26 protein-coding genes are annotated in these 22,955 nt (G+C 52.9%); 10 read left to right on the top strand and 16 right to left on the bottom strand.

From position 1 onward, the window contains the following. The first annotated feature begins 68 nt into the window (after positions 1 to 68). From RT52_RS15335 to RT52_RS15325, 3 genes are all read left to right on the top strand, one after another. Entirely contained in the window at positions 69 to 500 is a 432-nt protein-coding gene (locus tag RT52_RS15335; protein ID WP_034804980.1) for a DUF2621 family protein, read from the top strand. A 259-nt stretch (positions 501 to 759) separates the two neighbouring features. Beyond that, the gene (locus RT52_RS15330) at positions 760 to 1,089 is read left to right on the top strand and encodes a DUF485 domain-containing protein (RefSeq protein WP_034804984.1); all 330 of its coding nucleotides are present in this window, start codon (positions 760 to 762) and stop codon (positions 1,087 to 1,089) included. Further along, a complete protein-coding gene (locus RT52_RS15325) occupies positions 1,086 to 2,645 on the top strand; it encodes a solute symporter family protein (RefSeq protein WP_034818246.1) in 1,560 nt (519 codons plus the stop codon). The genes RT52_RS15330 and RT52_RS15325 overlap by 4 nt, the downstream gene beginning before the upstream one ends. 36 nt (positions 2,646 to 2,681) lie before the next feature. Here the strand turns inward: RT52_RS15325 and RT52_RS15320 are convergent, their stop codons facing one another. Beyond that, positions 2,682 to 3,134 carry a CcdC family protein gene (locus RT52_RS15320; RefSeq protein ID WP_034805147.1) on the bottom strand — a complete coding sequence of 151 codons (453 nt, stop codon included), beginning with the start codon at positions 3,132 to 3,134 and terminating at the stop codon, positions 2,682 to 2,684. Positions 3,135 to 3,153: 19 nt separating this feature from the next. Further along, entirely contained in the window at positions 3,154 to 3,852 is a 699-nt protein-coding gene (locus RT52_RS15315; RefSeq protein ID WP_034804988.1) for a cytochrome c biogenesis CcdA family protein, read from the bottom strand. Between the two features lie 192 nt (positions 3,853 to 4,044). Between RT52_RS15315 and RT52_RS15310 the strand changes: the two genes are divergently transcribed. Then, complete coding sequence (locus RT52_RS15310; protein ID WP_034804990.1) at positions 4,045 to 4,227, top strand: aspartyl-phosphate phosphatase Spo0E family protein; 183 nt, start codon at positions 4,045 to 4,047, stop codon at positions 4,225 to 4,227. A gap of 77 nt (positions 4,228 to 4,304) precedes the next feature. Here the strand turns inward: RT52_RS15310 and RT52_RS15305 are convergent, their stop codons facing one another. The 7 genes from RT52_RS15305 to RT52_RS15275 form a co-directional block, all read right to left on the bottom strand. After that, on the bottom strand, positions 4,305 to 6,068 hold the full coding sequence (locus tag RT52_RS15305; protein ID WP_034804992.1) for an ABC transporter ATP-binding protein: 1,764 nt from the start codon (positions 6,066 to 6,068) through the stop codon (positions 4,305 to 4,307). Further along, positions 6,058 to 7,812 (bottom strand): ABC transporter transmembrane domain-containing protein, encoded by a 1,755-nt coding sequence (locus RT52_RS15300; RefSeq protein WP_034818245.1) that lies wholly within the window; start codon positions 7,810 to 7,812, stop codon positions 6,058 to 6,060. The genes RT52_RS15305 and RT52_RS15300 overlap by 11 nt, the downstream gene beginning before the upstream one ends. A 125-nt stretch (positions 7,813 to 7,937) precedes the next feature. After that, on the bottom strand, positions 7,938 to 8,171 hold the full coding sequence (locus RT52_RS15295; protein ID WP_024372458.1) for a YneF family protein: 234 nt from the start codon (positions 8,169 to 8,171) through the stop codon (positions 7,938 to 7,940). 128 nt (positions 8,172 to 8,299) lie between these two features. Then, the gene (tkt, locus tag RT52_RS15290) at positions 8,300 to 10,291 is read right to left on the bottom strand and encodes a transketolase (protein ID WP_034818244.1); all 1,992 of its coding nucleotides are present in this window, start codon (positions 10,289 to 10,291) and stop codon (positions 8,300 to 8,302) included. Positions 10,292 to 10,489: 198 nt separating this feature from the next. Beyond that, positions 10,490 to 10,723, bottom strand: coding sequence for a DUF896 domain-containing protein (locus RT52_RS15285; protein WP_034804998.1), 234 nt, complete (start codon positions 10,721 to 10,723; stop codon positions 10,490 to 10,492). A gap of 60 nt (positions 10,724 to 10,783) precedes the next feature. Next, complete coding sequence (locus tag RT52_RS15280; protein WP_034818243.1) at positions 10,784 to 11,428, bottom strand: YneB family resolvase-like protein; 645 nt, start codon at positions 11,426 to 11,428, stop codon at positions 10,784 to 10,786. A gap of 72 nt (positions 11,429 to 11,500) precedes the next feature. Further along, complete coding sequence (locus RT52_RS15275) at positions 11,501 to 11,734, bottom strand: hypothetical protein (RefSeq protein ID WP_034818241.1); 234 nt, start codon at positions 11,732 to 11,734, stop codon at positions 11,501 to 11,503. A 204-nt stretch (positions 11,735 to 11,938) separates the two neighbouring features. Between RT52_RS15275 and lexA the strand changes: the two genes are divergently transcribed. Beyond that, the gene (gene lexA / locus RT52_RS15270) at positions 11,939 to 12,559 is read left to right on the top strand and encodes a transcriptional repressor LexA (protein ID WP_034818240.1); all 621 of its coding nucleotides are present in this window, start codon (positions 11,939 to 11,941) and stop codon (positions 12,557 to 12,559) included. Beyond that, positions 12,559 to 12,999, top strand: coding sequence for a metal-binding protein (locus tag RT52_RS15265; protein ID WP_034818239.1), 441 nt, complete (start codon positions 12,559 to 12,561; stop codon positions 12,997 to 12,999). Before lexA ends, RT52_RS15265 begins: the two co-directional genes overlap by 1 nt. A gap of 92 nt (positions 13,000 to 13,091) precedes the next feature. On the opposite strand, the gene glnA is transcribed toward RT52_RS15265, so the two are convergent. The 4 genes from glnA to hflX all read right to left on the bottom strand — a co-directional run bounded on the left by glnA (position 13,092) and on the right by hflX (position 17,520). Then, positions 13,092 to 14,432: a type I glutamate--ammonia ligase gene (glnA, locus tag RT52_RS15260; protein WP_034818238.1), complete on the bottom strand. Its 1,341-nt coding sequence runs from the start codon at positions 14,430 to 14,432 to the stop codon at positions 13,092 to 13,094. 46 nt (positions 14,433 to 14,478) lie between these two features. Next, positions 14,479 to 14,883, bottom strand: coding sequence for a MerR family transcriptional regulator (locus tag RT52_RS15255; protein ID WP_034805014.1), 405 nt, complete (start codon positions 14,881 to 14,883; stop codon positions 14,479 to 14,481). A gap of 93 nt (positions 14,884 to 14,976) precedes the next feature. Then, a complete protein-coding gene (locus RT52_RS15250) occupies positions 14,977 to 16,272 on the bottom strand; it encodes a methionine gamma-lyase family protein (RefSeq protein ID WP_034818237.1) in 1,296 nt (431 codons plus the stop codon). 3 nt (positions 16,273 to 16,275) lie between these two features. After that, a complete protein-coding gene (gene hflX / locus RT52_RS15245) occupies positions 16,276 to 17,520 on the bottom strand; it encodes a GTPase HflX (protein ID WP_034818236.1) in 1,245 nt (414 codons plus the stop codon). Between the two features lie 104 nt (positions 17,521 to 17,624). On the opposite strand from hflX, the gene RT52_RS15240 reads away from it, so the two are divergent. Continuing rightward, positions 17,625 to 18,620 (top strand): tyrosine-type recombinase/integrase, encoded by a 996-nt coding sequence (locus RT52_RS15240; RefSeq protein WP_034805020.1) that lies wholly within the window; start codon positions 17,625 to 17,627, stop codon positions 18,618 to 18,620. A gap of 57 nt (positions 18,621 to 18,677) precedes the next feature. Further along, a complete protein-coding gene (locus tag RT52_RS15235; protein WP_034818234.1) occupies positions 18,678 to 19,073 on the top strand; it encodes a hypothetical protein in 396 nt (131 codons plus the stop codon). Here the strand turns inward: RT52_RS15235 and RT52_RS15230 are convergent, their stop codons facing one another. Then, positions 19,074 to 19,622 carry a GNAT family N-acetyltransferase gene (locus tag RT52_RS15230; RefSeq protein ID WP_034818232.1) on the bottom strand — a complete coding sequence of 183 codons (549 nt, stop codon included), beginning with the start codon at positions 19,620 to 19,622 and terminating at the stop codon, positions 19,074 to 19,076. A gap of 142 nt (positions 19,623 to 19,764) precedes the next feature. Between RT52_RS15230 and RT52_RS15225 the strand changes: the two genes are divergently transcribed. Beyond that, complete coding sequence (locus RT52_RS15225) at positions 19,765 to 20,925, top strand: MFS transporter (RefSeq protein ID WP_034818230.1); 1,161 nt, start codon at positions 19,765 to 19,767, stop codon at positions 20,923 to 20,925. Between the two features lie 59 nt (positions 20,926 to 20,984). On the opposite strand, the gene RT52_RS15220 is transcribed toward RT52_RS15225, so the two are convergent. Both RT52_RS15220 and RT52_RS15215 read right to left on the bottom strand, forming a co-directional pair. Then, positions 20,985 to 21,491 (bottom strand): hypothetical protein, encoded by a 507-nt coding sequence (locus RT52_RS15220; protein ID WP_034818229.1) that lies wholly within the window; start codon positions 21,489 to 21,491, stop codon positions 20,985 to 20,987. Next, positions 21,481 to 22,308 carry a hypothetical protein gene (locus RT52_RS15215; protein WP_034818228.1) on the bottom strand — a complete coding sequence of 276 codons (828 nt, stop codon included), beginning with the start codon at positions 22,306 to 22,308 and terminating at the stop codon, positions 21,481 to 21,483. Before RT52_RS15215 ends, RT52_RS15220 begins: the two co-directional genes overlap by 11 nt. A 90-nt stretch (positions 22,309 to 22,398) precedes the next feature. Here RT52_RS15215 and RT52_RS15210 point away from each other — a divergent pair, with 90 nt between their 5' ends. After that, positions 22,399 to 22,947 carry a DUF4256 domain-containing protein gene (locus RT52_RS15210; RefSeq protein WP_034818227.1) on the top strand — a complete coding sequence of 183 codons (549 nt, stop codon included), beginning with the start codon at positions 22,399 to 22,401 and terminating at the stop codon, positions 22,945 to 22,947. Positions 22,948 to 22,955 lie beyond the last annotated feature (8 nt).

Below are 22,955 nucleotides of genomic sequence, written 5' to 3'. Positions count from 1 at the left end.
ACTTTTGCAATCGAGCGGTTTTTTGTATACTAAGTTTGAATGACTGTAAATAGAACGGGGGAAAGACGATGCCAGAGAGTCTCGTCATGTATTTCATTGTCTTTTGGGGTTTCGTGATGATTGGCTTAATGTCAATCGGCGGGTTTTTCATGTTCCGCAAATTTTTAAAGCGGATGCCAAAAGAGGACGGGTTGTCCTTACTCGACATCGAAGACGATTATATCGACCGCACCCGGCACATGTGGACACCGGAGACACGCACGCTGCTGGACCGGCTCGTCACGCCGGTACCGGAACTGTTCCGTGATGTCGCGATTCGGAAAATCGCCGGTAAAATCGGACAGTTCGCGCTAGAATCGCGGGCGAACGAGATGACGACCGAACTCGTCGTGAAAGGCTACATCGCCGCGACACCGAAACGCGACCACAAGTTTTTAAAGAAAGCGCTCGAGCAAGAACAGATCGACTGGACGAGATACAAACACTATTTCCAACAGTAGTCCTCGATTTCGAGGACTTTTTGTATGGCATCGTTTGTAAATTGTGCCATACGACTAGTAAGTCTAAAGAACTATTTTTTCCGGTATTAATTATTATAGAATAACGTTCAACATTTAGACAATATTGAAAACGCTTACAATAAATTGGTATGACCAATATTAGTATAACGTTTGGATTTCAGTAGTGAAAAAATGGATAGCTTTTCCTTTATTCTCGTTTCTATAATGTACGTATCTCGAATATGAAGGAGGTACACTTATGCATGACGTCACGCAAGCAACCCAGACCGAGAGTAGCCGTTCTGCTGAGGCGATCGTCGAGAGTCCGACGTTCATTCAACTCATGCGGGAGAAGAACCGCTTCATTCTCCCATCGATTATTTTCTCACTTATCTTTTATTTTACGTTACCGGTTTCGACGAGTTATTTTACATTTTTAAACAATCAAGTCGCCGGGTACATCACATGGGCGTGGGTACTCGCCTTCGCTCAGTTCTTCATGACATGGACGTTCTGCGTCCTCTACAGCCGACGCGCCCGTCGCTTCGATGAGCTCGTCGAACAAATTAAGCAGGAGGAAACACGATGAACTTGACTGCCGTACTCTTGTTTCTCGCCATTGTCGGATTGACGCTCGTCATCACATTTTTTGCCGCCCGCAAAACGAAGACGGCCAGCGACTTTTATACGGCCGACGGCGGACTGACCGGTTTTCAAAACGGTCTCGCCATCGCCGGGGACTATATGTCGGCCGCCTCGTTCCTCGGGATTGCCGGAATGATTGCCCTCGCCGGCTTCGACGGATTCTTCTATTCAATCGGGTTTCTCGTCGCGTACCTCGTCGTCTTATATCTCGTCGCCGAGCCGCTTCGAAACCTAGGGAAATACACGATGGCCGACATGATTGCCGCTCGCTTCAACAAGCCGCGCGTCCGCGGCGTCGCCGCGATGAACGCTATCGTCATCTCTATCTTTTACATGATTGCCCAACTTGTCGGCGCCGGTGCGCTCATCGAGCTATTGCTCGGCATCCCTTACACGACGAGCGTCGTCGTCGTCGGGATTTTGATGACGGTGTACGTTGTCTTCGGTGGGATGACGGCCACGTCGTGGGTTCAAATTACGAAGGCAGTCCTCTTGATGATCGGGACGGCCATCATCTCGTTCCTCGTTTTCGCCAAGTTCGACTTCTCCGTCTTCAAGATGTTCTCGGAAGTGAGCAAGGCGACCCCGCTCGGTGAGAGCTTCTTGAATCCGGGCAACAAATTCAAACTACCGCTCGATACGATTTCGCTTAACTTGGCGCTCGTCCTCGGGACGGCCGGTCTCCCGCATATTTTGATCCGTTTCTTTACGGTCAAAGATGCACCGACCGCGCGTCAATCGGTCGTCTATGCGACGTGGGTCATCGGCGCGTTTTACATATTGACCATTTTCCTTGGTTTTGGTGCCGCCGCCTTCGTCGGGTCTGACGCCATCATCGCTGCCAACCCGGCCGGAAACATGGCCGCTCCGCTCCTCGCACAAGTGCTCGGCGGAGACTTATTGTTCGCCTTCGTCGCCGCGATCGCCTTCGCGACGATCCTCGCTGTCGTCGCCGGTCTCGTCTTGTCGGCCGCCTCCGCGTTCGCCCACGATTTTTACGGTCACATTATCCGTAAAGGGGAAGCGACGGAGAAAGAACAAGTGGCTGCGGCTCGCATCGCTTCGGTCGCCGTCGCCGTCGTGTCGATGGGCCTCGCTTTCTTCGCCCAGTCGATGAACGTGGCGTTCCTCGTCTCGCTCGCGTTCGCTGTCGCGGCGAGTGCGAACTTGCCGGTCATCCTCTTCACGATTTTCTGGCGACGGTTCAACACGGGTGGTGCCATCTTCGGGATGGTCGTCGGCTTGTTCTCTTCCTTGTTCCTCGTCGCCATCAGTCCGAACATTTGGGCGCCAGACGGCTCCGCTATCTTTATCGGTGAGGCGCTCTTCCCGCTCACGAACCCGGGGATCGTCTCGATTCCGCTCGGCTTCCTCGCTGCGATCGTCGGGACGTATTTGACCAAGTCTGACGAAGCGATTGGGAACTATGAACGGATTCTCGTAAAGGCGAACACCGGCATCGATGCCGAGACGGAAGCTGCCGCCTCGAAAGCAGACTAAAAAAAGCGTACCTGATTTCATCATCAGGTACGCTTTTCATGTGGCCATGATCTGTTTGTACTTTTGATACATCGCGATTCGCCACGGCACGATCATGCCCCAGGCGATCAAGTAAAATAGTCCGCCCGTCGCGAAGATGTTCACTTCCGCCCCGATGAACGCCTTCATCGCGGTCCGGATGGCGAGCAGGACGAAAACGACGATGAAGAAGGCTTTCGAACGGGAAAGATAGACTTCCCCGTCCCGTTTCTCGAAGTTTGACGTCTTGATGAGGAACACACTAAAAATCAAACCGACGAGAAGCGCCTCTCCGACCTCGAGCCACGTGAGCCGAAAAGCGGGAACGAGAAATTGGAGCATCCCGGTCGACATCGCGAGTGGCGGGATTAAGATCTTCTTCGCGTTCGTCGGATAGGCCGAGGCTTTGACCCGAACGAAACTTGCGACGAGCCCCATGAGCAACGCGACGATGGTCGATCCCCAAAATATCGACATATGGTCAACCCCTTTAAAATCCGGTGAAGCCGACGAGTTCGCTCATCCACGCAGCGAATCGGTTCATACCATCAAAATATAACAAGACGCCGAACGCCATCATGAGATAGCCGCCGAATTTGGCGACGGTCGCACTGTTTCTTGCCAAATATTTAATCTTCCCTACAAAACCGGCCATGATGAGGAACGGAATCGCAAAGCCGATGACGTAAGCGAGCATATAGCCCATCCCTTGACTCGGATTCGATGCCGCGAGCGCGATGACCCCGGCGAGGATCGGTCCTGTGCACGGTGTCCACCCTGCCGCAAAACCGATTCCAATCAAGACCGTACCGAAATAACCGCTCTTCCGTTCCCCGAGCGACAGCTTTTTCTCCCGCATCATGAAGCTCGGTTGCCAAATCCCCGCCAAAAAGACACCGAATACGAAGATGAGGATGGCGCCGAACATGCGCAAGCTGTCCTTATACTGGATAAAGACGTCGGCGATCAGTGAGGTTGATAGTCCGAGGACGAGGAAGACGATCGAGAACCCGAACAAAAACGCGAATGTATGAAACCAAGCTTTCCGTTGCCGCAATCCTTCATTCTTCAAGTCAGAGACCGATACTCCGGTAATATAGGACAAGAAGACGGGATAAAGCGGGAGTGTACACGGAGATAAAAATGATAAGACGCCCGCCCCAAAAGCGAGCCATAGAGTGACTTCCATGCGATCTTCCACCTTTCAGCCCCATTATAGCGAAAACCTTTTCAAAATGCTCGTATCTTTTGTTTGTGGTAAGCGTCACTTTTTTTTGTAATGTTTGACATGGAAATGAAACTTGTCATACGTAGAGTTAGATGCTAACATTTGGATATTCAAGTATGCCAGTTTCTATTTTATAACGATGGGGGAAACAAAGTGGCGGTCATCACAGCTGAAAACTTACACCATGCCATTGAACAAAAACGCGATGAACTATACGAAATCGCGTCGCAACACAGTTGGACGTCTCCTGAAGTGATTCATATCAGCCAGGAATTAGATACGTTGATTACACGGCACGTCCTATTGAAACACCCGGAAGAACAATTGATTCGTTGAACACAACAGCTCGTCCCTCAACATGAGGGACGAGCTTTTTTTGGAAACTCGATACGCCAAACGGTATCTTTTCAATTTTATGACATCAGACGTTGACCGGACTGTAACTCGTACATCTTCTTGTAGAGTCCGTCCTGGCGGAGCAGCGCCTGATGGTTGCCTCGCTCGACGATTTCCCCTCGATGTAAGACGAGAATCAAATCCGCATCTTGAATTGTCGAGAGTCGGTGGGCGATCGCGATTGTCGTGCGTCCGCGACGCATCCGGTCGAGCGCGAGTTGGACCCGTTCTTCCGTTTCCGTATCGATCGAACTCGTCGCCTCATCCAGGATGAGGATTTTCGGGTCCCGCGCGACGGTGCGGGCGAAAGCGAGTAACTGCCGCTCCCCGCTCGAGAACGTCGCCCCGCGTTCTCCGACTTGATGACCGTAGCCGGCATCTAGTTTTTCGATGAACGTGTGGGCTTGGACGAATTCGGCCGCCTCGCGCACCCGGTCCGAATCAATCGAAGGATTGAACAGCTTCAAGTTGTCTTCAATCGTCCCCGTGAACAAGAACGGGTCTTGAAGGACGAGGCCGACCTTGTCCCGTAGTTCCGCCTCTTCAAACTGTTCAATCGGTTGCCCATCAATCGTGATTTGACCGGATTGATACGGATAGAACCGCGTCAGCAAGTTGATGATCGAGCTCTTTCCGCTGCCGGTGTGGCCGACGAGCGCGACCGTTTCCCCTGGCTTCGCGACAAACGAGATGTTCTTCAGCACGTCGACTTCGCCGTCATAACTGAACGTGACGTTGTCGAAGCGGACCTCTCCCGAGGCGACTTCCGCTTCTCCCGGAAGCCTCTTCCCAGGGGCCGGCTCGTCCGTGTCGAGAATCTTGAAGACGCGGTCGGCCGAGACGACGGCCTGTTGGAACTCGCTCAACCGTTGCATAATATCGAGCACCGGGCGGAAGATGCGCTCGATATAGCTGATGAACGCATACACGACCCCGACTTGGACTTGTTCGGTCGTCGACAAGACACCGTAGTAACCGAGCAGACCGATAATCGAGAAGGCGAGCAGCAGTTCGATGATTGGGCGCAGCAACATGCTATCGAGCTTCAAGTTGCGGTAACGCGCCTCTTGATGCGCTTCGTTCGTCTCTTCAAACTGGCGAATCAACCGCTCTTCTTGACGGAACTGTTGCACGATGCCCATGCCGTTAATCGACTCGTTCAATTGGGCGTTCAATTGGGACAACAAATCGCGCACTTGCGCGAAATACTTCGTCGAGTATCGGCGGTACGCCCAGATGATGAGCCAAAACAGCGGGACGAGCACGAGCCCCATCGTCGCGAGCGTCGGCTCGAGGATGTAAAGGAAAATGTACGTCCCGAGCAACTGTACCCCTGACTGGACGAACGTACTCATGACACCGACGTACAACTCTTTGACGGCTTCCGTGTCATTCGTGATCCGGGAGACGAGCACGCCGGCCGGGGTCCGGTCGAAGTAGGCGAGACGCATTCCCATCACATGTTTGAAAATGTCGATTCGGATGTTTTGGACGATTTTGAGCGCAATCTTTTGAAACGAGATGGACTGCAAATAATCGAATACGATCGCCGACACGTGGAGCACCATATAGACGACGAAAAGTGTGACGACCCAGTTCGTCGGATAGACGCCCGGCGTGACGAACTCATCGATGAACACCTTGATTAAAAACGGTCCGGCGAGCTTCGCGCCTGTCGCGAGCAACAGGAAGACGAACGCGAGGCCGAGCGGTCGACCATACCGTTTCGTATAGCCAAGTAGCCGCTTGATGACCGCCCATTCCTGAATATCATGCTTCATGATGGCCACCTCCTTCTACAATCGCCTCGAGCTGTTGACGATCATACGTGTCTTTATACCAACCGTCTTGTCGAATCAAGTCGGCGTGACTCCCCCGTTGGATGACGCGTCCTGCTTCGAGGACGAGAATCTCGTCCGCATGTTCGACGGCCGACAGTCGATGCGCCACAATGAGACGCGATTGATCCGGATTGCCGGTTCGAAAATGGTCGATAATCGCTTCCTCTGTCTTCGCATCGACGGCAGATAACGCATCATCGAGGATGAGCACGTTCGCCTCGACCATGAGCGCCCGCGCGATTGAGATACGCTGCTTCTGTCCGCCAGACAGCGTGACGCCGCGTTCCCCGACAAGCGTCGCATATCCGTCCGGGAGGCGCATGATGTCGTCATGGACCTCTGCGATTTTCGCCGCCTCCATGATTTCATCCATTTTTGCGTCCGGGCGACCGAACGCGATGTTGCTTGCGATCGAGTCTGAGAATAAGAAATGGTCTTGCGGGACGAGCGCGACCCGCTCGAGCAGGACCTGTTTCTGCACTTGTCGGATGTTGATGCCCCCGATTTTGACTTTCCCTTCGCTCACATCGTACTCACGCGTCAACAGACGGACGAGCGTCGTCTTCCCGGAACCGGTCCGACCGACCACGCCGAGCGTCTTCCCACGTTCGAGCCGGAACGAGACGTCTGTAAGGACGGCATGTTCGTCATAGGCGAACGAACGGATGTCCGCCTCAACCTCCGAGTGCGCGAGCTTCGTCGCCGCGACCGGATCGTCTTGAATCTCAGGTTTGACGGCGAGCATACGCTCGATTCGGTCGTATGAAGCGCGACCACGTTCGACGATGTTGAATAGCCAGCCGAAGGCGAGCATCGGCCACGTGAGTAAACTGAGGTAAGCGGTGAAGCTGACGATTTGTCCGATTGTCAGTTCGCCTTGTTCAATCAAGTATGCGCCGTAACCGATCGAGAGGATATACGATAACCCCACGATACCGAAGATGGTCGGGTCATACAGGGCGTCGATTTTGGCGACGCGGACGTTCTTTGCCATGACCTCGTCCGAGAGCGTCTCGAACGAATCAACGTCACGCCCGACTTCCCCGGTCGACTTTAAGACACGGACGCCACTGACGCTCTCTTGGACTTTGTCGTTTAGCTCCGAGAACGCCGCCTGCGCGACGCCGAAGCGGCTATGTAGTAACTTTCCGTAACGTGTCGTCAAGGCGACCATAATTGGTAGCGGTAAGAGCGCGACGACCGTCAACTTCCAACTGATCGTCGTCACCATCGTGATGATGACGAACGTCCCCATCGTCACACTGTCGACGAGCGTCAAAATCCCGGCACCGGCCGTCATCGAGACGGCTTGCACGTCGTTCGTCGCGTGGGCCATCAAATCGCCGACACGGGACTTCTTATAAAACCGTTGATCCAAATCGGTGAAATGTCGATAGAGCTGGCTCCGGAGCAATCGCCCGAGCCGAATCGAGGCACCGAAGATGAAGTAGCGCCAGAAGAAGCGCGCGACATAGTTGCCAATCCCGACGGCTGCGAGTCCACCGAGGAGGAGCCATAATAGGTTTCGCTCAAGCGACCCTTCGTTCATCTCGTCGACGATGCGGCCGATGATGCGTGGCGGTACGAGCTCGAGTGCGGCGACGAACATGAGCAGCACGATCCCGAGCGCATACGTTCGCCATTCAAGCTTGAAAAACCATGATAATTGTTTAAATACACGAATGTGAATCGCCCCCTTATCTTGAAATAAGACTATTCATTTATGGTAGCGAAAGTTTGTTCGATTGTCTAACAAAATATGGGTACGAAAAAACACTCCGCGATGGCGGAGTGTCTCAAACACAAACATTATGATTTCTTTTCGTTCTTCATTTGAACGTTCATGGCACGCATCACTTGGTTGACTTTCTTCTGTGACGGTTTTTGACCCATCTGCATCATCAACGTGCGAATCATGTCTTCATTGATTGGCGGGTTTTGTTCGAGGTAGTTCATCATGTATTTACGAGCGATGAAGAAACCGATCGCGATACCTCCGATGAGTGCTGCTACGACGATAAGAATCCAGAACAATGTACTCAAGGTTTTTACCTCCTCTACCATATGAAACATCGTTTTTTACTATACACTATATTACGCTAATTCGCTAGTCGTCAGAAAAAAAATCGTGATGCCCTCCAGAAACGGATGACATCACGACGGTTCTTGATTTAAAGCGATTTGACAGCGTCGACGACGTTCTCGACCGACATGCCGTACTCCTTCATGAGGAGGTCGCCAGGAGCCGAGGCCCCGAACTTGTCGATTCCGAGTACTTTACCGCCGAAGCCGACGTATTTGTACCATCCGAGCGTCGATCCCGCTTCGAGCGAGACGCGCTTCGTCACAGATGACGGAAGGACAGACTCTTTGTATTCAGCCGATTGTGCTTCGAACAATTCCCAAGAAGGCATCGACACGACAGCCGCGTTCACGCCTTCTGAAGCGAGTTGTTCGCGCGCTTCGACGAGGACGTGGACTTCAGAACCCGTACCGAGGAGAAGCACGTCCGCCCCGTTCGAGTCGCCCGCGACGACGTATGCACCTTTCGCCGCCTGCTCGACTGACGTCCCTTCAAGCTCAGGAAGCGCCTGACGCGTCAAGACGAGAAGTGATGGTGTCGATGTCGTCGTCACCGCCTGTTTCCAAGCCGCGATCGTCTCTTTCCCATCCGCTGGGCGGAGAACTGAAACGTTTGGCATCGCGCGGAAGCTCATCAAGTGCTCGACCGGTTCGTGTGTCGGACCATCTTCACCGACCGCAATCGAATCGTGCGTCAAGATGAACGTCGACGGGAGACCCATGAGGGCAGCCAAACGGACCGCTGGACGGAGGTAGTCTGAGAAGACGAAGAACGTCGCGCCGTAAGGAAGGACGCCACCGTGGAGGGCCATGCCGTTGACGGCAGCTGCCATCGCGAACTCACGGACACCGAACCAGATGTTGCGACCAGCCGGATCTTCGTCGAAGTCCGCCGCACCTTTAATCATCGAGTTGTTCGAACCGGCGAGGTCAGCCGACCCACCGAAGAGCGTCGGAACGGCTTTCGCGATCGCGTTCAATACTTCTCCGCTCGTCTGACGTGTCGCTTTCTTCGAGCCGATTTCAAACGTCGGCAACTCGCTGTCCCAACCTTCTGGGAGTTCGTTGTTCATCGCACGCTCGAATTGGGCACCGAGCTCTGGATGAGCCGATTTGTAAGCTTCGACGAGTTCGTTCCAGTCCGACTCATACTTCGCGCCCGGCTCGATGACTTTCTCGTTGAACAAGTCATACACTTCAGTCGGCACGTAGAAGTTCTCGCCTTCCCACTTGTAGAACTGTTTCGTGAGCTCGATTTCGGCTTCGCCGAGTGGTGCGCCGTGCGACGCCGATTTCCCTGACTTGTTCGGTGAACCGAAGCCGATGACCGTCTTCACTTCGATGAGCGTCGGTTTCGACGTCTCCGCTTTCGCTTCATCGATCGCCTTCGCGATCGTGTCGATGTCCGTTCCGTCCTCGACACGGATGACTTGCCAGCCGTATGCGTTGAAACGGTCTTCGACGCTCTCCGAGAACGACTTGTGAAGGTCACCGTCGAGTGAGATGTCGTTTGAATCATAAAGGACGACGAGCTTGCCGAGCTTCAAGTGACCAGCGAGTGAGGCAGCTTCTGCCGACACGCCTTCCATCAAGTCACCGTCTCCGCAAATCCCGTATGTGAAGTGGTCAACCACTTTGAACTCATCACGGTTGTATGTCGCTTCCAAATGTTTCTCTGCCATCGCCATCCCGACTGCCATGGCAATCCCTTGGCCGAGCGGTCCAGTCGTCGCGTCGACACCGGCCGTGTGACGGTACTCTGGGTGTCCAGGCGTCTTCGAATCCATTTGACGGAACGATTTGAGATCGTCGAGTGAAAGGTCGTAACCAGATAAGTGAAGGAGCGAGTACAAGAGCATCGAACCGTGTCCCGCTGAAAGCACGAACCGGTCGCGGTTGAACCAGTTCGGGTTTTTCGGGTTGTGACGCATCTTATCTGTCCAAAGCGTGAACGCCATCGGAGCCGCACCCATCGGCATACCCGGGTGACCAGAGTTCGCTTTTTGGACCGCATCAATCGAGAGCGTCCGAATCGAGTTAATCGCTAATAATTCTTTAGTAGTTGTTTCCACTAATTTCATCCTCTCTGTTGTTACAAAGTTTCTACCCGTCATATTTTAGCACACTCATTCGTGTGTCACAACTAATTAATTAGTATAACACATTGATTGAAATCGTTTACTTCCTTCGCTTTGTTTACCCGTCAATCGTCGAACCTTATCCATGTTCGTGTATAACAAACATGCACATCCTATATGAAATAGGATGTGCATTCGAAGTCACTCGGAGCGTTGTCGATCTTGCTCTTCTTTTAGTTTTTGTGGCGTCACGTCGTTTCCTTCCGGATCGACCACCTTCATGCCCATCATCTGGGACTTGAACGATTGTCGGAACGCTTTCAAATATTGCTGACGAAGCGCTTGTTGCTCGTCCATCTCTTGTTGTGACAGACCGTCTGTCTTCGCTTTGTTGGCGAGAAAATTGATTCGTTCTAACTGTTCAGGTGCTAGCATCAGGCTCGCCCCCTCTCTACTGAATTTGTTCTTCTACTGTACAAAATCAGCGGCGAGGAATCAAGTTTTCAATCCTGAGACGTGCTCGAGGTAACGCCGGTTCACGGTCGCTTTCGACACTTCGTAACCGAACCCGCGCAACGTGGCCGCGATTTCGGCGAACGTCAGGCCTCGTTCGCGTAGCTGGACGATCTCCTCAATCGGCACTTCGATGCGGCTCCGACCGCCTTGGTCATGGTGCTGAATGTTTCGCTGTGGGTTGAACCCGTTCGCGACGGCCCGGCGCATCCCGCGTGAGATTTTGGCGTTATGGATCTTCCGCTGATACTCCTCGACGACGCTCACAATCTCGAGCACCATCTTCTCGGCATCGGATACGATATATTCGTCTGGTGATTGCATCGTCAAGAGCCGAACGTCATGCTTCATGAGCGTGTGCAAAATCGCGATTTTAGCGTTCCCTCGCCCGAGACGGCTATCGTCGGTCACTAGGACGGCGTCGAGGTTTGAGGCGGATACGTGTTCAAGCAAATCGAGAAGGCCGCCACGGTTCACTTCATAACCGCTCTCTTGTTCGGTGATCACATCGACGACGTCGGCGTCAAGCCGACGCGCCATCCGCGTCAATTCGTCGACTTGGCGATCGAGAGACGTCTCTTGCGCCGCCTTGTTCGTCGATACGCGACAATAAATGACGACTCGCATCTCGTCACTCCCTTTCTTTCCATTCCCTTTCTACGATACACAGGAACGGGGGCGTTTCGCAAACAGAAACGATTATTCCGAGGCGAACCAAGTCGTCTTGCGCTCTTGCTTTTCAGCCCGCTCAGCGATGATGCGCGCTTCAAGCGTCTCCGCTTCCGTCTTGGCGACTTCCGCCTCGATGCTGCGCGTGTCTTCGACGACCGGCGCCGCCACGTCCACTTGTCTCATTTCGCCGACCATAAAAAATGCGAACATCCCTACTACCAACAATCCGACTAAGATGATTCCATTCACTGTATCTTTCATTAAATTTCGCCTCCGTATCATAGGAATACACGTTCCCAAGAACGTTTGTTCGTTTATCTGTTCTCATCATAAAACAGGAACTTCTGTTCGGTCAAGCTAAAAAAACGAACGAATGTTTGTGCGCTCATGTGTTCTATGTTAAACTTAGACCATAAAGAATAGGATGCGTTCGCAGGATATTCGACATAATCGAGGTGACTTCCATTGAAAAAAATGTCAGCAAGACAACAGCAGATACTTGATTTTATAAAAGACGAGGTCCGCACCAAAGGTTATCCGCCTTCGGTCCGTGAAATCGGCGAAGCCGTCGGTTTGGCCTCAAGCTCGACCGTCCACGGTCATTTGGACCGTCTTGAAAAGCGCGGCCTTATCCGCCGTGACAAGACGAAACCGCGGGCAATCGAGATTTTGAGCGATGACACGGTCGTCATCGAAGACCACGACGCCGTCACGTACGTCCCGGTCATCGGGAAAGTCACGGCCGGTACACCGATCACTGCAATCGAGAACGTGGAAGAACATTTCCCGCTCCCGACACACATGGTCGGCGCCGATAACGTCTATATGCTTTCTGTCTCAGGAGATTCGATGGTTAACGCCGGAATCTTAGATGGAGACCGGGTGCTCGTGCGTCAACAAAGCACAGCCGACAATGGAGAGATTGTCGTCGCGATGACCGACGAAGGCGAGGCGACCGTCAAACGCATCTATAAAGAAGCTTCGAAAATCAGACTGCAACCAGAGAACGACGAGCTCGAGGCGATGTATTTTGATAACGTGTCGATTTTAGGGAAGGTCATCGGTGTATACCGGACGATTCATTAATGGCGAGTGGTAAGACGCATACGCGTACGAATTTCGTGGCAATCGGAGCTTTAGCGATTGCCACGCCTTTTATTGAACTCGATGTCCCGCTCGCCCTCCTTCTCGGCGCGATCGTCGGGACGCTCTGGCTCTCCCCGGACCTCGATTTGAAATCGGACGCCTATTTCCGTTGGGGGCCGCTCCGTGGATTTTGGTTGCCTTACGTGAAACTCATGCCGCACCGGTCGTTGCTTTCGCACTTACCGGTACTGAGCGACTTGATTCGCGTCATCTATCTCGGTTTCCCGCTTGTCATTCTACTCACGTTCACGCCGTACGAGACGGCGGCGATCGCCTGGCTCGACGAGTTTGGCTTGTCGTTCTTCCTCGGGCTCACGTTCGCGACGACGTTACATACGACGCTCGACTATACGTCCACGTTTTTCAAACGTGCGTTCTAATCAGGACGTCTCCACTCGGGGACGTCCTTTTAAACGCGCAAAAAAAAGCGCTCGTGCTTTCCGAAGAAGGCACGAGCGCTTTTTTGCTTGGATTAGTAGAGCGTCATATACTGATCGCGTTCCCACTCTGTCACTTGCATACGGAACATGTCCCACTCGATCTCTTTCAATTCGAGGAAGTGTTCGCCGATATGCTCGCCGAGTGAGTCCATGACGACTTTGTCGCCACGAAGTACTTCGAGTGCGTCGAAGAGCGTCGCTGGAAGATCATCGATTCCGTTCGCGACACGCTCAGGCTTGTCCATCACGTAGATGTTGCTGTCGATCGGTTTTGGAGCAACCAAATCTTTCTCGATTCCGTCGAGGCCTGAAGCCAAGAGTGACGAGAGCGCGAGGTACGGGTTCGCCGCCGGGTCGACCGAACGTACTTCGATACGCGTCGAGAGGCCACGGGCCGCCGGGACACGAACGAGTGGTGAACGGTTGCGGGCGCTCCACGCTACGTAGCAAGGTGCTTCGTAACCTGGGACGAGACGCTTATACGAGTTGACCGTCGGGTTACAGATGGCCGTGAACGCACGAGCGTGCTCGAGGATTCCCGCCGTGAAGGCACGTGCCGTATCCGAGAGTTCCATGTCGCCGTTCGGGTCGTAGAAGACGTTCGTGTCGCCTTTGAAGAGCGACATGTTCGCGTGCATCCCTGAACCGTTGACGCCGAAGAGCGGCTTCGGCATGAACGTCGCGTGAAGACCGTACTTCGCCGCAATCGTCTTGACGACGAGCTTGAACGTTTGGATGTTATCGGCTGTCGTCACGGCATCCGCATATTTGAAGTCGATCTCGTGTTGCCCTGGTGCGACTTCGTGGTGTGACGCTTCGATTTCAAAGCCCATGTTCTCAAGCTCGATGACGATCTCTTTACGGCAGTTCTCACCGAGGTCGACCGGCGCCAAGTCGAAGTAGCCGCCTTGGTCGTTCAATTCGAGCGTCGGTTGACCGTTCAAATCCTTTTTGAAGAGGAAGAACTCTGGCTCAGGACCGACGTTGAACGCTGTGAAGCCAAGCTTTTGCATGTGCTCAAGGTTGCGTTTGAGCGTACCTCGCGGGTCACCGCTGAACGGTGTGCCGTCTGGGTTATAAATATCACAAATCAAGCGGGCGACTTTTCCGCTGCCATCTGTCCACGGGAAGACAACCCACGTGTTAAGGTCTGGATAAAGGTACATGTCTGACTCCTCGATGCGGACGAAACCTTCGATTGAAGAACCGTCGAACATCATCTTGTTGTCGAGTGCTTTGTCCAATTGGCTGATTGGCACCTCGACGTTTTTGATTGTTCCGAGGATGTCTGTGAATTGAAGACGAATAAAGCGTACGTCCTCTTCTTGTGCGATCCGTTTAATGTCTTCTTTTGTGAACGTTTTTCTGGCCATGGTGAAATGTCCCCTCTCACATTGTGTAATGGTTGATGTGTTGCCGTCAGCGATAAAAGCGCGAAAGCTCACCTTGGATGAGCGATGTCTTATTGAAGCGTCCGGCTTCTTGCAGTTGTGTCTTTAACAGTTGATGCAATTCTTTTTCCGAGATTTTCGGCGCATCACTGACCGGTGCCGGTGCGGCGGAAGCTTCCGCCTCTTTCGGCTCTTCATTGTCCAACATGTGGCGAATCGCCGCCAAGTTGAACCCTTGGTCGATGAAGTCCTTGATCGCGAGTAGACGTTCGACATCATTGAAGGAATAAAGTCGTCGTTTCGATTCCGTCCGACTAGGCGAAATCAGACCCTGTTCTTCATAATACCGAATCTGCCTACCTGTCAGTTGCGTTAAATCTTGGACGATTCCAATCGGAAACAACGGGTTGGAGCGACGAAATTGATCGGCCATCCCTTACCCCTCCTTTGCTGTCTTACACTGTGAGAATAATACATGACACTTTTCCTGTCAAGAGATGTTAAGAAAGTTAACATGACATTTCGGTTACAATGCAGTTGTGAGTTTAGTCTGGTCAAACGTGACGAGTCCTTTCGTGCGTAACTGGCTCAAGGCGAGCATCAATGCGACCTTGACATGCGCATACGTCAAGCCGCCTTGAACGTAAGCCGTATACGGTGCGCGGAGCGGTCCATCGGCTGATAGCTCGATCGACGACCCTTGGATGAACGTCCCGGCCGCCATGATGACGTCATCCTCATAGCCTGGCATATACGCCGGCACCGGGAGCGCATGCGCGTTCACGGGCGAGGCCATCTGGATGCTTTGGCAGAAAGCGATCATCTTGTCGCGGTCTCGGAACGTCACCGATTGAATCAAATCGGTCCGACGCTCGGCGTGGTGCGGCGTCGTCTCGAAACCGAGCAACGCGAGCAGGCTTGCTGACAGATGCGCCCCTTTCAACGCCTGGGCGACCGTGTGCGGGGCCATATAGAAGCCTTGGTACATCTCTTGGAGCGAATAGAGCGACGGGCCGGCCTCGCTGCCGATACCAGGGGTCGTCATTCGGAACGAACAACGCTCCACGAGTTCACGTGTCCCGGCGATATAGCCGCCCGTCTTCGCAAGCCCGCCTCCCGGGTTCTTAATGAGGGAACCGGCCATGAGGTCGGCTCCGACATGTGTCGGCTCCAACGTCTCGACGAACTCGCCGTAACAGTTGTCGACGAAGACGAACACGTGCGGATGGGCCGCCTTGATATTTGTAATCGCCTCCCCAATCTCCTGCACCGGGATGCTGCGCCGGTTGGCGTAGCCTTTTGAGCGCTGGATGCCGACGAGCTTCGTCTCGGGACGAATCCGCGCGATGACGGTATCGACGTCAATCCGGTCGTCTTTCAGTTCGACTTTGTCATACGTCACGCCGAGCTCTTTCAATGAACCGCGACCATCGCCGCGAATCCCGACGATTTCCTCGAGCGTGTCGTATGGCTTCCCGGTGATATAGAGCAACTCGTCTCCAGGCAAGAGCACACCGAACAAGGCAATCCCGATGGCGTGCGTCCCTGAGATGATTTGTGGCCGGCAGAGCGCGAGCTCGGCACCGAACACGTCGGCATAGATGGCTTCGAGCGTATCCCGACCGATGTCGTCATAGCCGTAGCCCGTCGTCGGATTGAAATGGAAATCCGACACTTTATGTTTTTTGAACGATTCGAGGACGCGGAACTGATTGTATTCCGCCGTCTCCTCGATTCGTTCCACGAATGGTTTGATTCGCGCTTCCGCTGCTTTCACGAACGGCGCAATCTCTTCATAATGTTCAATCTTTTCCTGCCACATACGTCACACCTCAAATTGTTTCAGCGTCGCATATAGACGCGTGTCTTCTCTCATATATCCGACGAGTTCGACCGAACCGTCATCTAAAAACTTCTCTTCAAGCCGATACATCGCCTCTTTCGCCGGATGATAGTGCTCGAACGAACTGACCGGCAAGACGACGTGGACGCGCGTCAACACGTCACAAATCTTATCTTCGACCGCGCCGATGAGCGTCTCGATGTCGCTCGGGTCAATCGCCGAGATGAGGAGCGGCCCACCGAGGAAGTCCTCGGTCAACCGGTCTTTCTTGTTGTACACCTCGAGTTGCGGCACCTCGCTCGCCCCAAGCTCTGAAAGAACGGAGTTCGTCGTGTCGATTTGGTTCAAGTAGTGCGGGTTCGACGCGTCGATGACGTGTAGCACCAAGTCAGCCCCGACGACTTCTTCGAGTGTCGACCGGAACGCCGCGACGAGTTTCGTCGGCAAGTCGCGGATGAATCCGACCGTGTCGGTAATGAGCACTTTTCCGCCCCGCGGCAGTTCGAGCTCACGTGTGAGCGGATCGAGCGTCGCGAACAGTTCGTCTTGCTCATACGTGTCCGCCTCGGTCAAACGGTTAAAGATTGTCGACTTCCCGGCGTTCGTATATCCGACGAGGGCGATTTGGAAGACGCGGTTCTCTTTCCGGCGTTCTCGGTAACGGTCACGGTGCGCGACGGTCCCTTCGAGTTGCTTCGAGATCTCATCGATTCGACGCTTGATGTGACGACGGTCCGATTCGAGTTTCGTCTCACCCGGTCCGCGTGTCCCGATGCCGCCTCCAAGACGTGACAACTGCGTGCCCTGTCCGATTAGGCGTGGCAACAGATAGTTCATCTGTGCGAGCTCGACTTGGAGCTTCCCTTCTTTCGATTGGGCGCGTCCTGCGAAAATGTCGAGGATGAGCTGGGTCCGGTCAATCAATTTCATCTCTTCGGGATCGTTCAGCGAGATGCGGATGTTCTTCGATTGCGCCGGTGACAGCTCAGCGTTGAAGATGACGATGTCCGGCTCGAACTGTTCGACGAGCATGGCGAGCTCTTCGATTTTCCCTTTGCCGATGAACGTGCGGCGGTCGACTTGTTGCCGCTTTTGATCGAGTCTCGCGACGACTTCACCCTTCGCGGTGTCGACGAGTTCGACGAGCTCGCCCATCGACTGTTCATATGTCCAATCATCGACCGTCGGTAGCTGACAGCCGACGATGATTACTTTCTCTCGTTGCATATCCATTCCTCATTCCTTTTTGAATCTCACCTCCCATCTTACCACGAATCGAGGAATGGAGAACGTCCGTTTGTGGTACGATAAGAAGAGAAGGAGGAACGACGATGACGAAACGAACGAAAGATTATCCACTCCCGGAATACATCGAGACGTATTTGTATCACCTCGGGGCGAGCGGACGGCAACCGTCGACGCTGAAACGCTACCGCTACGACTTGATCGACGTCCATAAATACTTCCGTGACCATAACGTCGAACTCGACACACCGAACGACTGGCTCGCCGTCCCGCTCGAATCGTGGAAGACGTTCGTCAACGACTTCCTCATCGAAGAGAAACTGTACCAACAGGCGACGGTCGCCCGCATCGTCACGGTCATCAACAGCTTGACGACGTTTTTGAACCCGCTCCGTAAAAAGATGCTCCACTACGCGCAACCGGCGCATACGCTGACGATTGACCAAATCGCACTCGAGACGGAGTTCGACCGGCTCGTCAAGACGATTCGTTCGACGAAAGGATTGAGCGAGAACCAACTGCAAGCGCATCCGTATCTTGTTAACCGGAATGAGCTGATTGTGACGCTCTTCTATAAATACGGGCTCCGCGTCCACCATATCATCCGGCTGCGAATGAATGATTTGCATCTCGCGAGCCATGCGTTCGACGTCTACGACCGGCTCGGCAACAAATTCACGTTGAAACTCAGCCAAGCGGACCAGTCGCTCCTCATGAACTATCTCGCCGACATCCCGACACCGGTGCGCCCGCGCTGGTACTCGGACGACCCCGTCTTCGTCTCGTTCGATTTCGCCCGGATGACGTTCCGCTGGGTGTATGCGAAGAACCAGCCGAAGCAGCTGACGATCGTCATGATCACGAAAATGATGCGCCAGTTGAACGAACGGAGCGGTCTCGCCCGCTCGGTCACACCGTCGATGCTCCGGAACGCCCATGTTTTGAAGACGTATGCGGAAGACATGACCCCAATCGAGCGCATGAACGTCACGTGCATGCATAAGGAGTCGTCGCTTCGCCGTTATGAGCAGGCGTATGCCGAGTTCGGTGAGACGCTCTATGCATCAAAAACGATTCTGTAACGAGCCGGCATGAACGCATGTCGGCTTTTCGACTGATGATTTCAAGGAGGAGAGGCCATGCTGTTCCAAAAGATTCAAGCCGCATTGTTCAGTCTGTTCATCATCCCGTTCGTCTTACCGCTCGTACTCCTGGACGCATTCGAATTACCGTATTGGCAGAGCGTCCTCGTCTATGCCTTGTTCGCCCTCCCCGTCGTGTTTCTGTACGGGACGACGATGTCGCTATTGTCGGAATACCTCAGCGAAAAGACGCCATTCCGCTCGAAACGGATGACGTCTTTGATGTTCCACCTTATCGCTGGCTGGTTGTTCGTGCTTCCATACGGCCTGTTGTTCGACCTATCGATTTTCGAGACGGGAGTGTTCAACTTCGCATCCTTACTCGGTGTATTGAGCGCAGCCGTCTTTTTCATCATCGATCAGCTGCTCGGTCATTATTTCAAAACCTCATAATCAACCGGTCCATTCCGCTCGCAACAGCCCATAGACGACATGGTCTACGTAGCGGTCGTATAGCCATTCGGCGTCGCGGAGCACGCCTTCTTGTTTGAATCCGAGTCCTTCCGGGAGCGCCCGGCTTTTCACGTTCCCCGTCGCGACACGAATCTCGATTTTATTGAGCCCGAGGTCGCGGAACCCATACTCGATGAGCGTCTCGAGCGCTTGACTCATAATGCCCTTCCCTTGAAAGTCTTGGCCGAGCCAATAGCCGACCGTGCCGCACTTAATGCCCCGGTTGATATCGTTGAAGCCGATCGTCCCGGCGAGCTCGCCCTGATACACAATCGCGAACGATTTCGGATACCCGCCCGTCTCCATCAATCCTTTAATTCTGCCTTCGATATTTTGTCGCGAATCGTCGACCGTCTCGATATAATCGAGCCAACCGAGCCATTCGCGAAGGTATGGCTTCGAGGCCATCGTCAATTGGAACAACGCCTCCGCATCATCGATGGTAAACATTCGTAGTTGAAGCTGGTCATTGATGTCATAGTGTAACATGTCGTTTCCCCCTGTCACTTTCCATTTATTGTGTTCTTAATCATTTTATCGTAAACTATTTGTAAATAATTTGAAAGCGGTGAAAGTATGTAAATCGACATCATGTCATCCACCCAAAATTGAATAGTTCTGGAGGAGAATCATGAGGAAGTCGTTTTACCTGCTGCTGGTCAGTCAATGGCTGGCGAATATCGGTGACGTGCTTTATATCGTCGCCTTGATCGCTTTGTTATATCAACAGACCGGTTCCGCTCTGGCCGCCGCTAGTTTCCCGATTGCCGTCACAATCGGCATGACCGTGAGCGGTCTGTTCTTTGCCCGCGTCTTGTCTCGGTTCACCCTCGGTCAGACGTTGCTCGTCACACAACTGTTGAAGACGGTCTTGCTCGGGGCCGTCATCTGGTCTGACTCGATTTTCGTCCTCGGACTCGTCGTGCTCATCGCCTTCTTGGACGGGTTCGCCCGTCCGGTCCAGGCGTCTTTCATCCCACGGCTGACGACGAATCGCCAACAAGCGAACAGTCTCGTTCAAGGGTCGAACCAGTTCATCCAGCTGGCGATGTGGCCACTCGGTACGATTCTTGTCACCTCGTTCTCTAGCGCACTTGCTCTGATGATTGCGTTGATGATGTTCATGCTCTCGACGCTCGTCACGTATCAATTCGTCCGTTCCCTTGAGCGCGACGTGACGATAGAAAATGGCGAATCAGACATTTCCCTAAGAGACAGCCTTGCCATCGTGCGAACGGCGCCTTTCGTTCGGTTACTGACGGTATTCGTCACGCTCGAATCGTTCGTCAGCACGCTCTGGATCTCGGCGCTCCTACTCGTCTATCTGGAACGTCAGCTCCACATCGATACGAGCTGGTGGGGGACGATGAACGCGAGCTTCTTGATCAGCATGATTCTGGCCAGTGCGTATCTGTATCGCGCGCAACGAAGCAGTTCGCTTGGGATCAGCTCCATGCTGTCGGTCGGGGCGGCCTTGTTGTTCGGCGTGACGTCTCATATCGTGTTCGCACTCATCGCGCTCGCGGTTCAAGGATACGCCACCCAACTCCGGATCGTCCAGACGAACACGGTGCTCCAAGAGACAATGCCGGCCGCGCAACTGCCATACGTCTATAGCGTCCAACAGACGGCCTACACCCTCGCCTTCAGCATCGGCAGTCTGACGTTCGGGCTACTCGCGGACGGATTGCCGATCGCTGTCGTCTATTTGATTGGTGCAGCGTTGACCGTCCCACTCGTCTGGCTCGGTCGACAAATCGATTTGACGGAAGATGTAGTTCAATCAACTTAACAAATAGGCGCCTTCTCGCTTCTGAGAGGGCGCCTGTTTACTGTCATGCGTACTTTAGTTTACCAATCAAAGTAAAAGCTCGGGCTTCCGCGACGGATACAGGTTAACCCAATCGCCGCCTCGACAGTCGGTTCCGACAGCGTGATGATCTCAAGGACCGTGTCCAAACCGTAAATCCGATAGTGATACAACATGACATCGTCCGGTTTGATGAACTCCCATAACTGAAATCGCGTCTTTTGTAGCTGGTCGAGATAACCTGACTTTGTATAGCGAACGACTTGATTCCCTTCAAAGTGGTCGTGAGACGTGACCACCACCCCATCGGCATACGATTCATCGATGACTTCCATGTAGATGATGTCTTCAAAGCGGAGCTTCACGTTCACCATCTCGCTTTGCGGATGAACCCCATTCGTCTCGAGGCGCTCACGGAAAGAGGTGTTCTGTTTCTTGCGGTGGTCGAGAAGCTGAAGCTGGAACGTCAGACGTTTCGGACCGATGTCATAATTGAAAGCAAACACGTGCATCATCCCGTCATACAAGAATAAATCTTCAAATCTCATTGGAAATCACTTCTCCCGCAAGTTTATACTGAAACGCACCGTACCCATCCCCTTGCGTCAAATCGCCTCCGATGAACAATGAGACGGTTTCTGTCGCGGTCGGGATGAGGAATCGAATGCCTTTCCACTCTTCAGATTGGTTTACTAATGAGACAAGCTGATGCAAGGAATGTTCTGAAAGTTGTGATATCTCACCTCTCACCTTATATGTCTTCGACCACATCCATTTCCCGATGCGTTCCATCGAATGATCGCATCCCGTCCGCTTCGCCCAGATTTCAAAACCGGACAAAAATTCATTCTTTGATGAAACGATATGAAATGATTGAGCACCAAGCGTGACCAACAAATAAGTTATAAATGATGTAGGTTCTTTCAACTTCGGTAAATAAAACTCCCTCCATTGGCTGTCCCACAAATTGTCCCACGAAAAATCATAGAGAGATTCCATTTGTGCAGAGAATGAATCTGGATAATGAAATGTCTGACTGTGTGCTAATAAAAAATCGAGGAAGGAAGCATCGTGTCCGGCTAGCGCGATGGACACAACATTTTCTGTATATAATTTGCGATGATACGAATTATACAAAAAGACTAGTTTTTCATTCGAATAGATGCCAATCGGTAACGTCAAATCAATCCACCGAAGCTGAAGTAATTCTTGCTTCGTCATATGTAAGTTCAGCTCTGAATAATCTGTCACACGATAAGAATCATTCAGCAGACAATCAGACCAAATCGTTTTGATTTGAAACAAATCAATCGTCTGGAACGTCTGCTCGTGTAGCTTCTGGACATTCACTTCATCAAAGTTCAACGTACATTCCCCTTTCGCTCAATGAATTATGAATGGATGGCGAAAAAATATCTTATACTGATAGAAACTACTGAAACGGAGTGAAGCATCGTGACCGACCTCTCAACTGAAGACAAAAACGAGTTATTTGCGATGATCGAATCGCGCTTTGATAGCCACATGGAGCGACATCCGGATGTCGTCTGGTCAGATGTGGTAATGAAGCTTGAGACGAATCCGGACAAGCTCCTCACACTCTTTGAAATGGAACGGACCGGCGGCGAACCGGACGTGATTCGACTTCCAAACGGTGAGCTCGCCTTTTGTGACTGCTCCCCGGAAAGTCCGAGCGGACGGCGTAGTCTTTGTTACGATGAGCAGGCGCTAGCGGCCCGGAAGAAGAACAAGCCGGACGGGAGTGTCGTCGCCTTAGCTGAACAGATGGGGCTTGAGCTACTTGACGAAGCGACGTATCGCTATTTGCAGACGCTCGGGACGTTCGACTTAAAGACGTCGAGTTGGATTGTAACGCCAGAGACGATTCGTCAAAAAGGCGGCGCCTTGTTCTGCGACCGCCGCTATGACCACACCTTTGTTTATCACAACGGTGCCGATTCGTATTACGCGGCCCGTGGATTTCGTGGGATGTTCAAGATTTGAGCAAGGCC

Source organism: Exiguobacterium alkaliphilum 12/1 (assembly GCF_000714435.1).
In the GTDB taxonomy this organism is placed as follows: domain Bacteria; phylum Bacillota; class Bacilli; order Exiguobacteriales; family Exiguobacteriaceae; genus Exiguobacterium; species Exiguobacterium alkaliphilum.
The sequence above is the reverse complement of the archived record's forward strand: the minus strand, read 5'-3'. Positions and strand labels throughout refer to the sequence as shown.

Bases quoted from the DNA above. Each gene is read 5' to 3' on its own strand.
- RT52_RS15335 (WP_034804980.1), top strand. From the start codon at position 69: ATGCCAGAGAGTCTCGTCATGTATTTCATTGTCTTTTGGGGTTTCGTG.
- RT52_RS15250 (WP_034818237.1), bottom strand. From the start codon at position 16,272: ATGTGGCAGGAAAAGATTGAACATTATGAAGAGATTGCGCCGTTCGTG.
- RT52_RS15225 (WP_034818230.1), top strand. From the start codon at position 19,765: ATGAGGAAGTCGTTTTACCTGCTGCTGGTCAGTCAATGGCTGGCGAAT.
- glnA (WP_034818238.1), bottom strand. From the start codon at position 14,432: ATGGCCAGAAAAACGTTCACAAAAGAAGACATTAAACGGATCGCACAA.
- RT52_RS15265 (WP_034818239.1), top strand. From the start codon at position 12,559: ATGGCGAGTGGTAAGACGCATACGCGTACGAATTTCGTGGCAATCGGA.
- RT52_RS15240 (WP_034805020.1), top strand. From the start codon at position 17,625: ATGACGAAACGAACGAAAGATTATCCACTCCCGGAATACATCGAGACG.
- RT52_RS15235 (WP_034818234.1), top strand. From the start codon at position 18,678: ATGCTGTTCCAAAAGATTCAAGCCGCATTGTTCAGTCTGTTCATCATC.
- RT52_RS15220 (WP_034818229.1), bottom strand. From the start codon at position 21,491: ATGAGATTTGAAGATTTATTCTTGTATGACGGGATGATGCACGTGTTT.
- hflX (WP_034818236.1), bottom strand. From the start codon at position 17,520: ATGCAACGAGAGAAAGTAATCATCGTCGGCTGTCAGCTACCGACGGTC.
- RT52_RS15275 (WP_034818241.1), bottom strand. From the start codon at position 11,734: ATGAAAGATACAGTGAATGGAATCATCTTAGTCGGATTGTTGGTAGTA.
- RT52_RS15280 (WP_034818243.1), bottom strand. From the start codon at position 11,428: ATGCGAGTCGTCATTTATTGTCGCGTATCGACGAACAAGGCGGCGCAA.
- RT52_RS15285 (WP_034804998.1), bottom strand. From the start codon at position 10,723: ATGCTAGCACCTGAACAGTTAGAACGAATCAATTTTCTCGCCAACAAA.
- tkt (WP_034818244.1), bottom strand. From the start codon at position 10,291: ATGAAATTAGTGGAAACAACTACTAAAGAATTATTAGCGATTAACTCG.
- RT52_RS15325 (WP_034818246.1), top strand. From the start codon at position 1,086: ATGAACTTGACTGCCGTACTCTTGTTTCTCGCCATTGTCGGATTGACG.
- RT52_RS15255 (WP_034805014.1), bottom strand. From the start codon at position 14,883: ATGGCCGATCAATTTCGTCGCTCCAACCCGTTGTTTCCGATTGGAATC.
- RT52_RS15230 (WP_034818232.1), bottom strand. From the start codon at position 19,622: ATGTTACACTATGACATCAATGACCAGCTTCAACTACGAATGTTTACC.
- RT52_RS15305 (WP_034804992.1), bottom strand. From the start codon at position 6,068: ATGAAGCATGATATTCAGGAATGGGCGGTCATCAAGCGGCTACTTGGC.
- RT52_RS15330 (WP_034804984.1), top strand. From the start codon at position 760: ATGCATGACGTCACGCAAGCAACCCAGACCGAGAGTAGCCGTTCTGCT.
- RT52_RS15315 (WP_034804988.1), bottom strand. From the start codon at position 3,852: ATGGAAGTCACTCTATGGCTCGCTTTTGGGGCGGGCGTCTTATCATTT.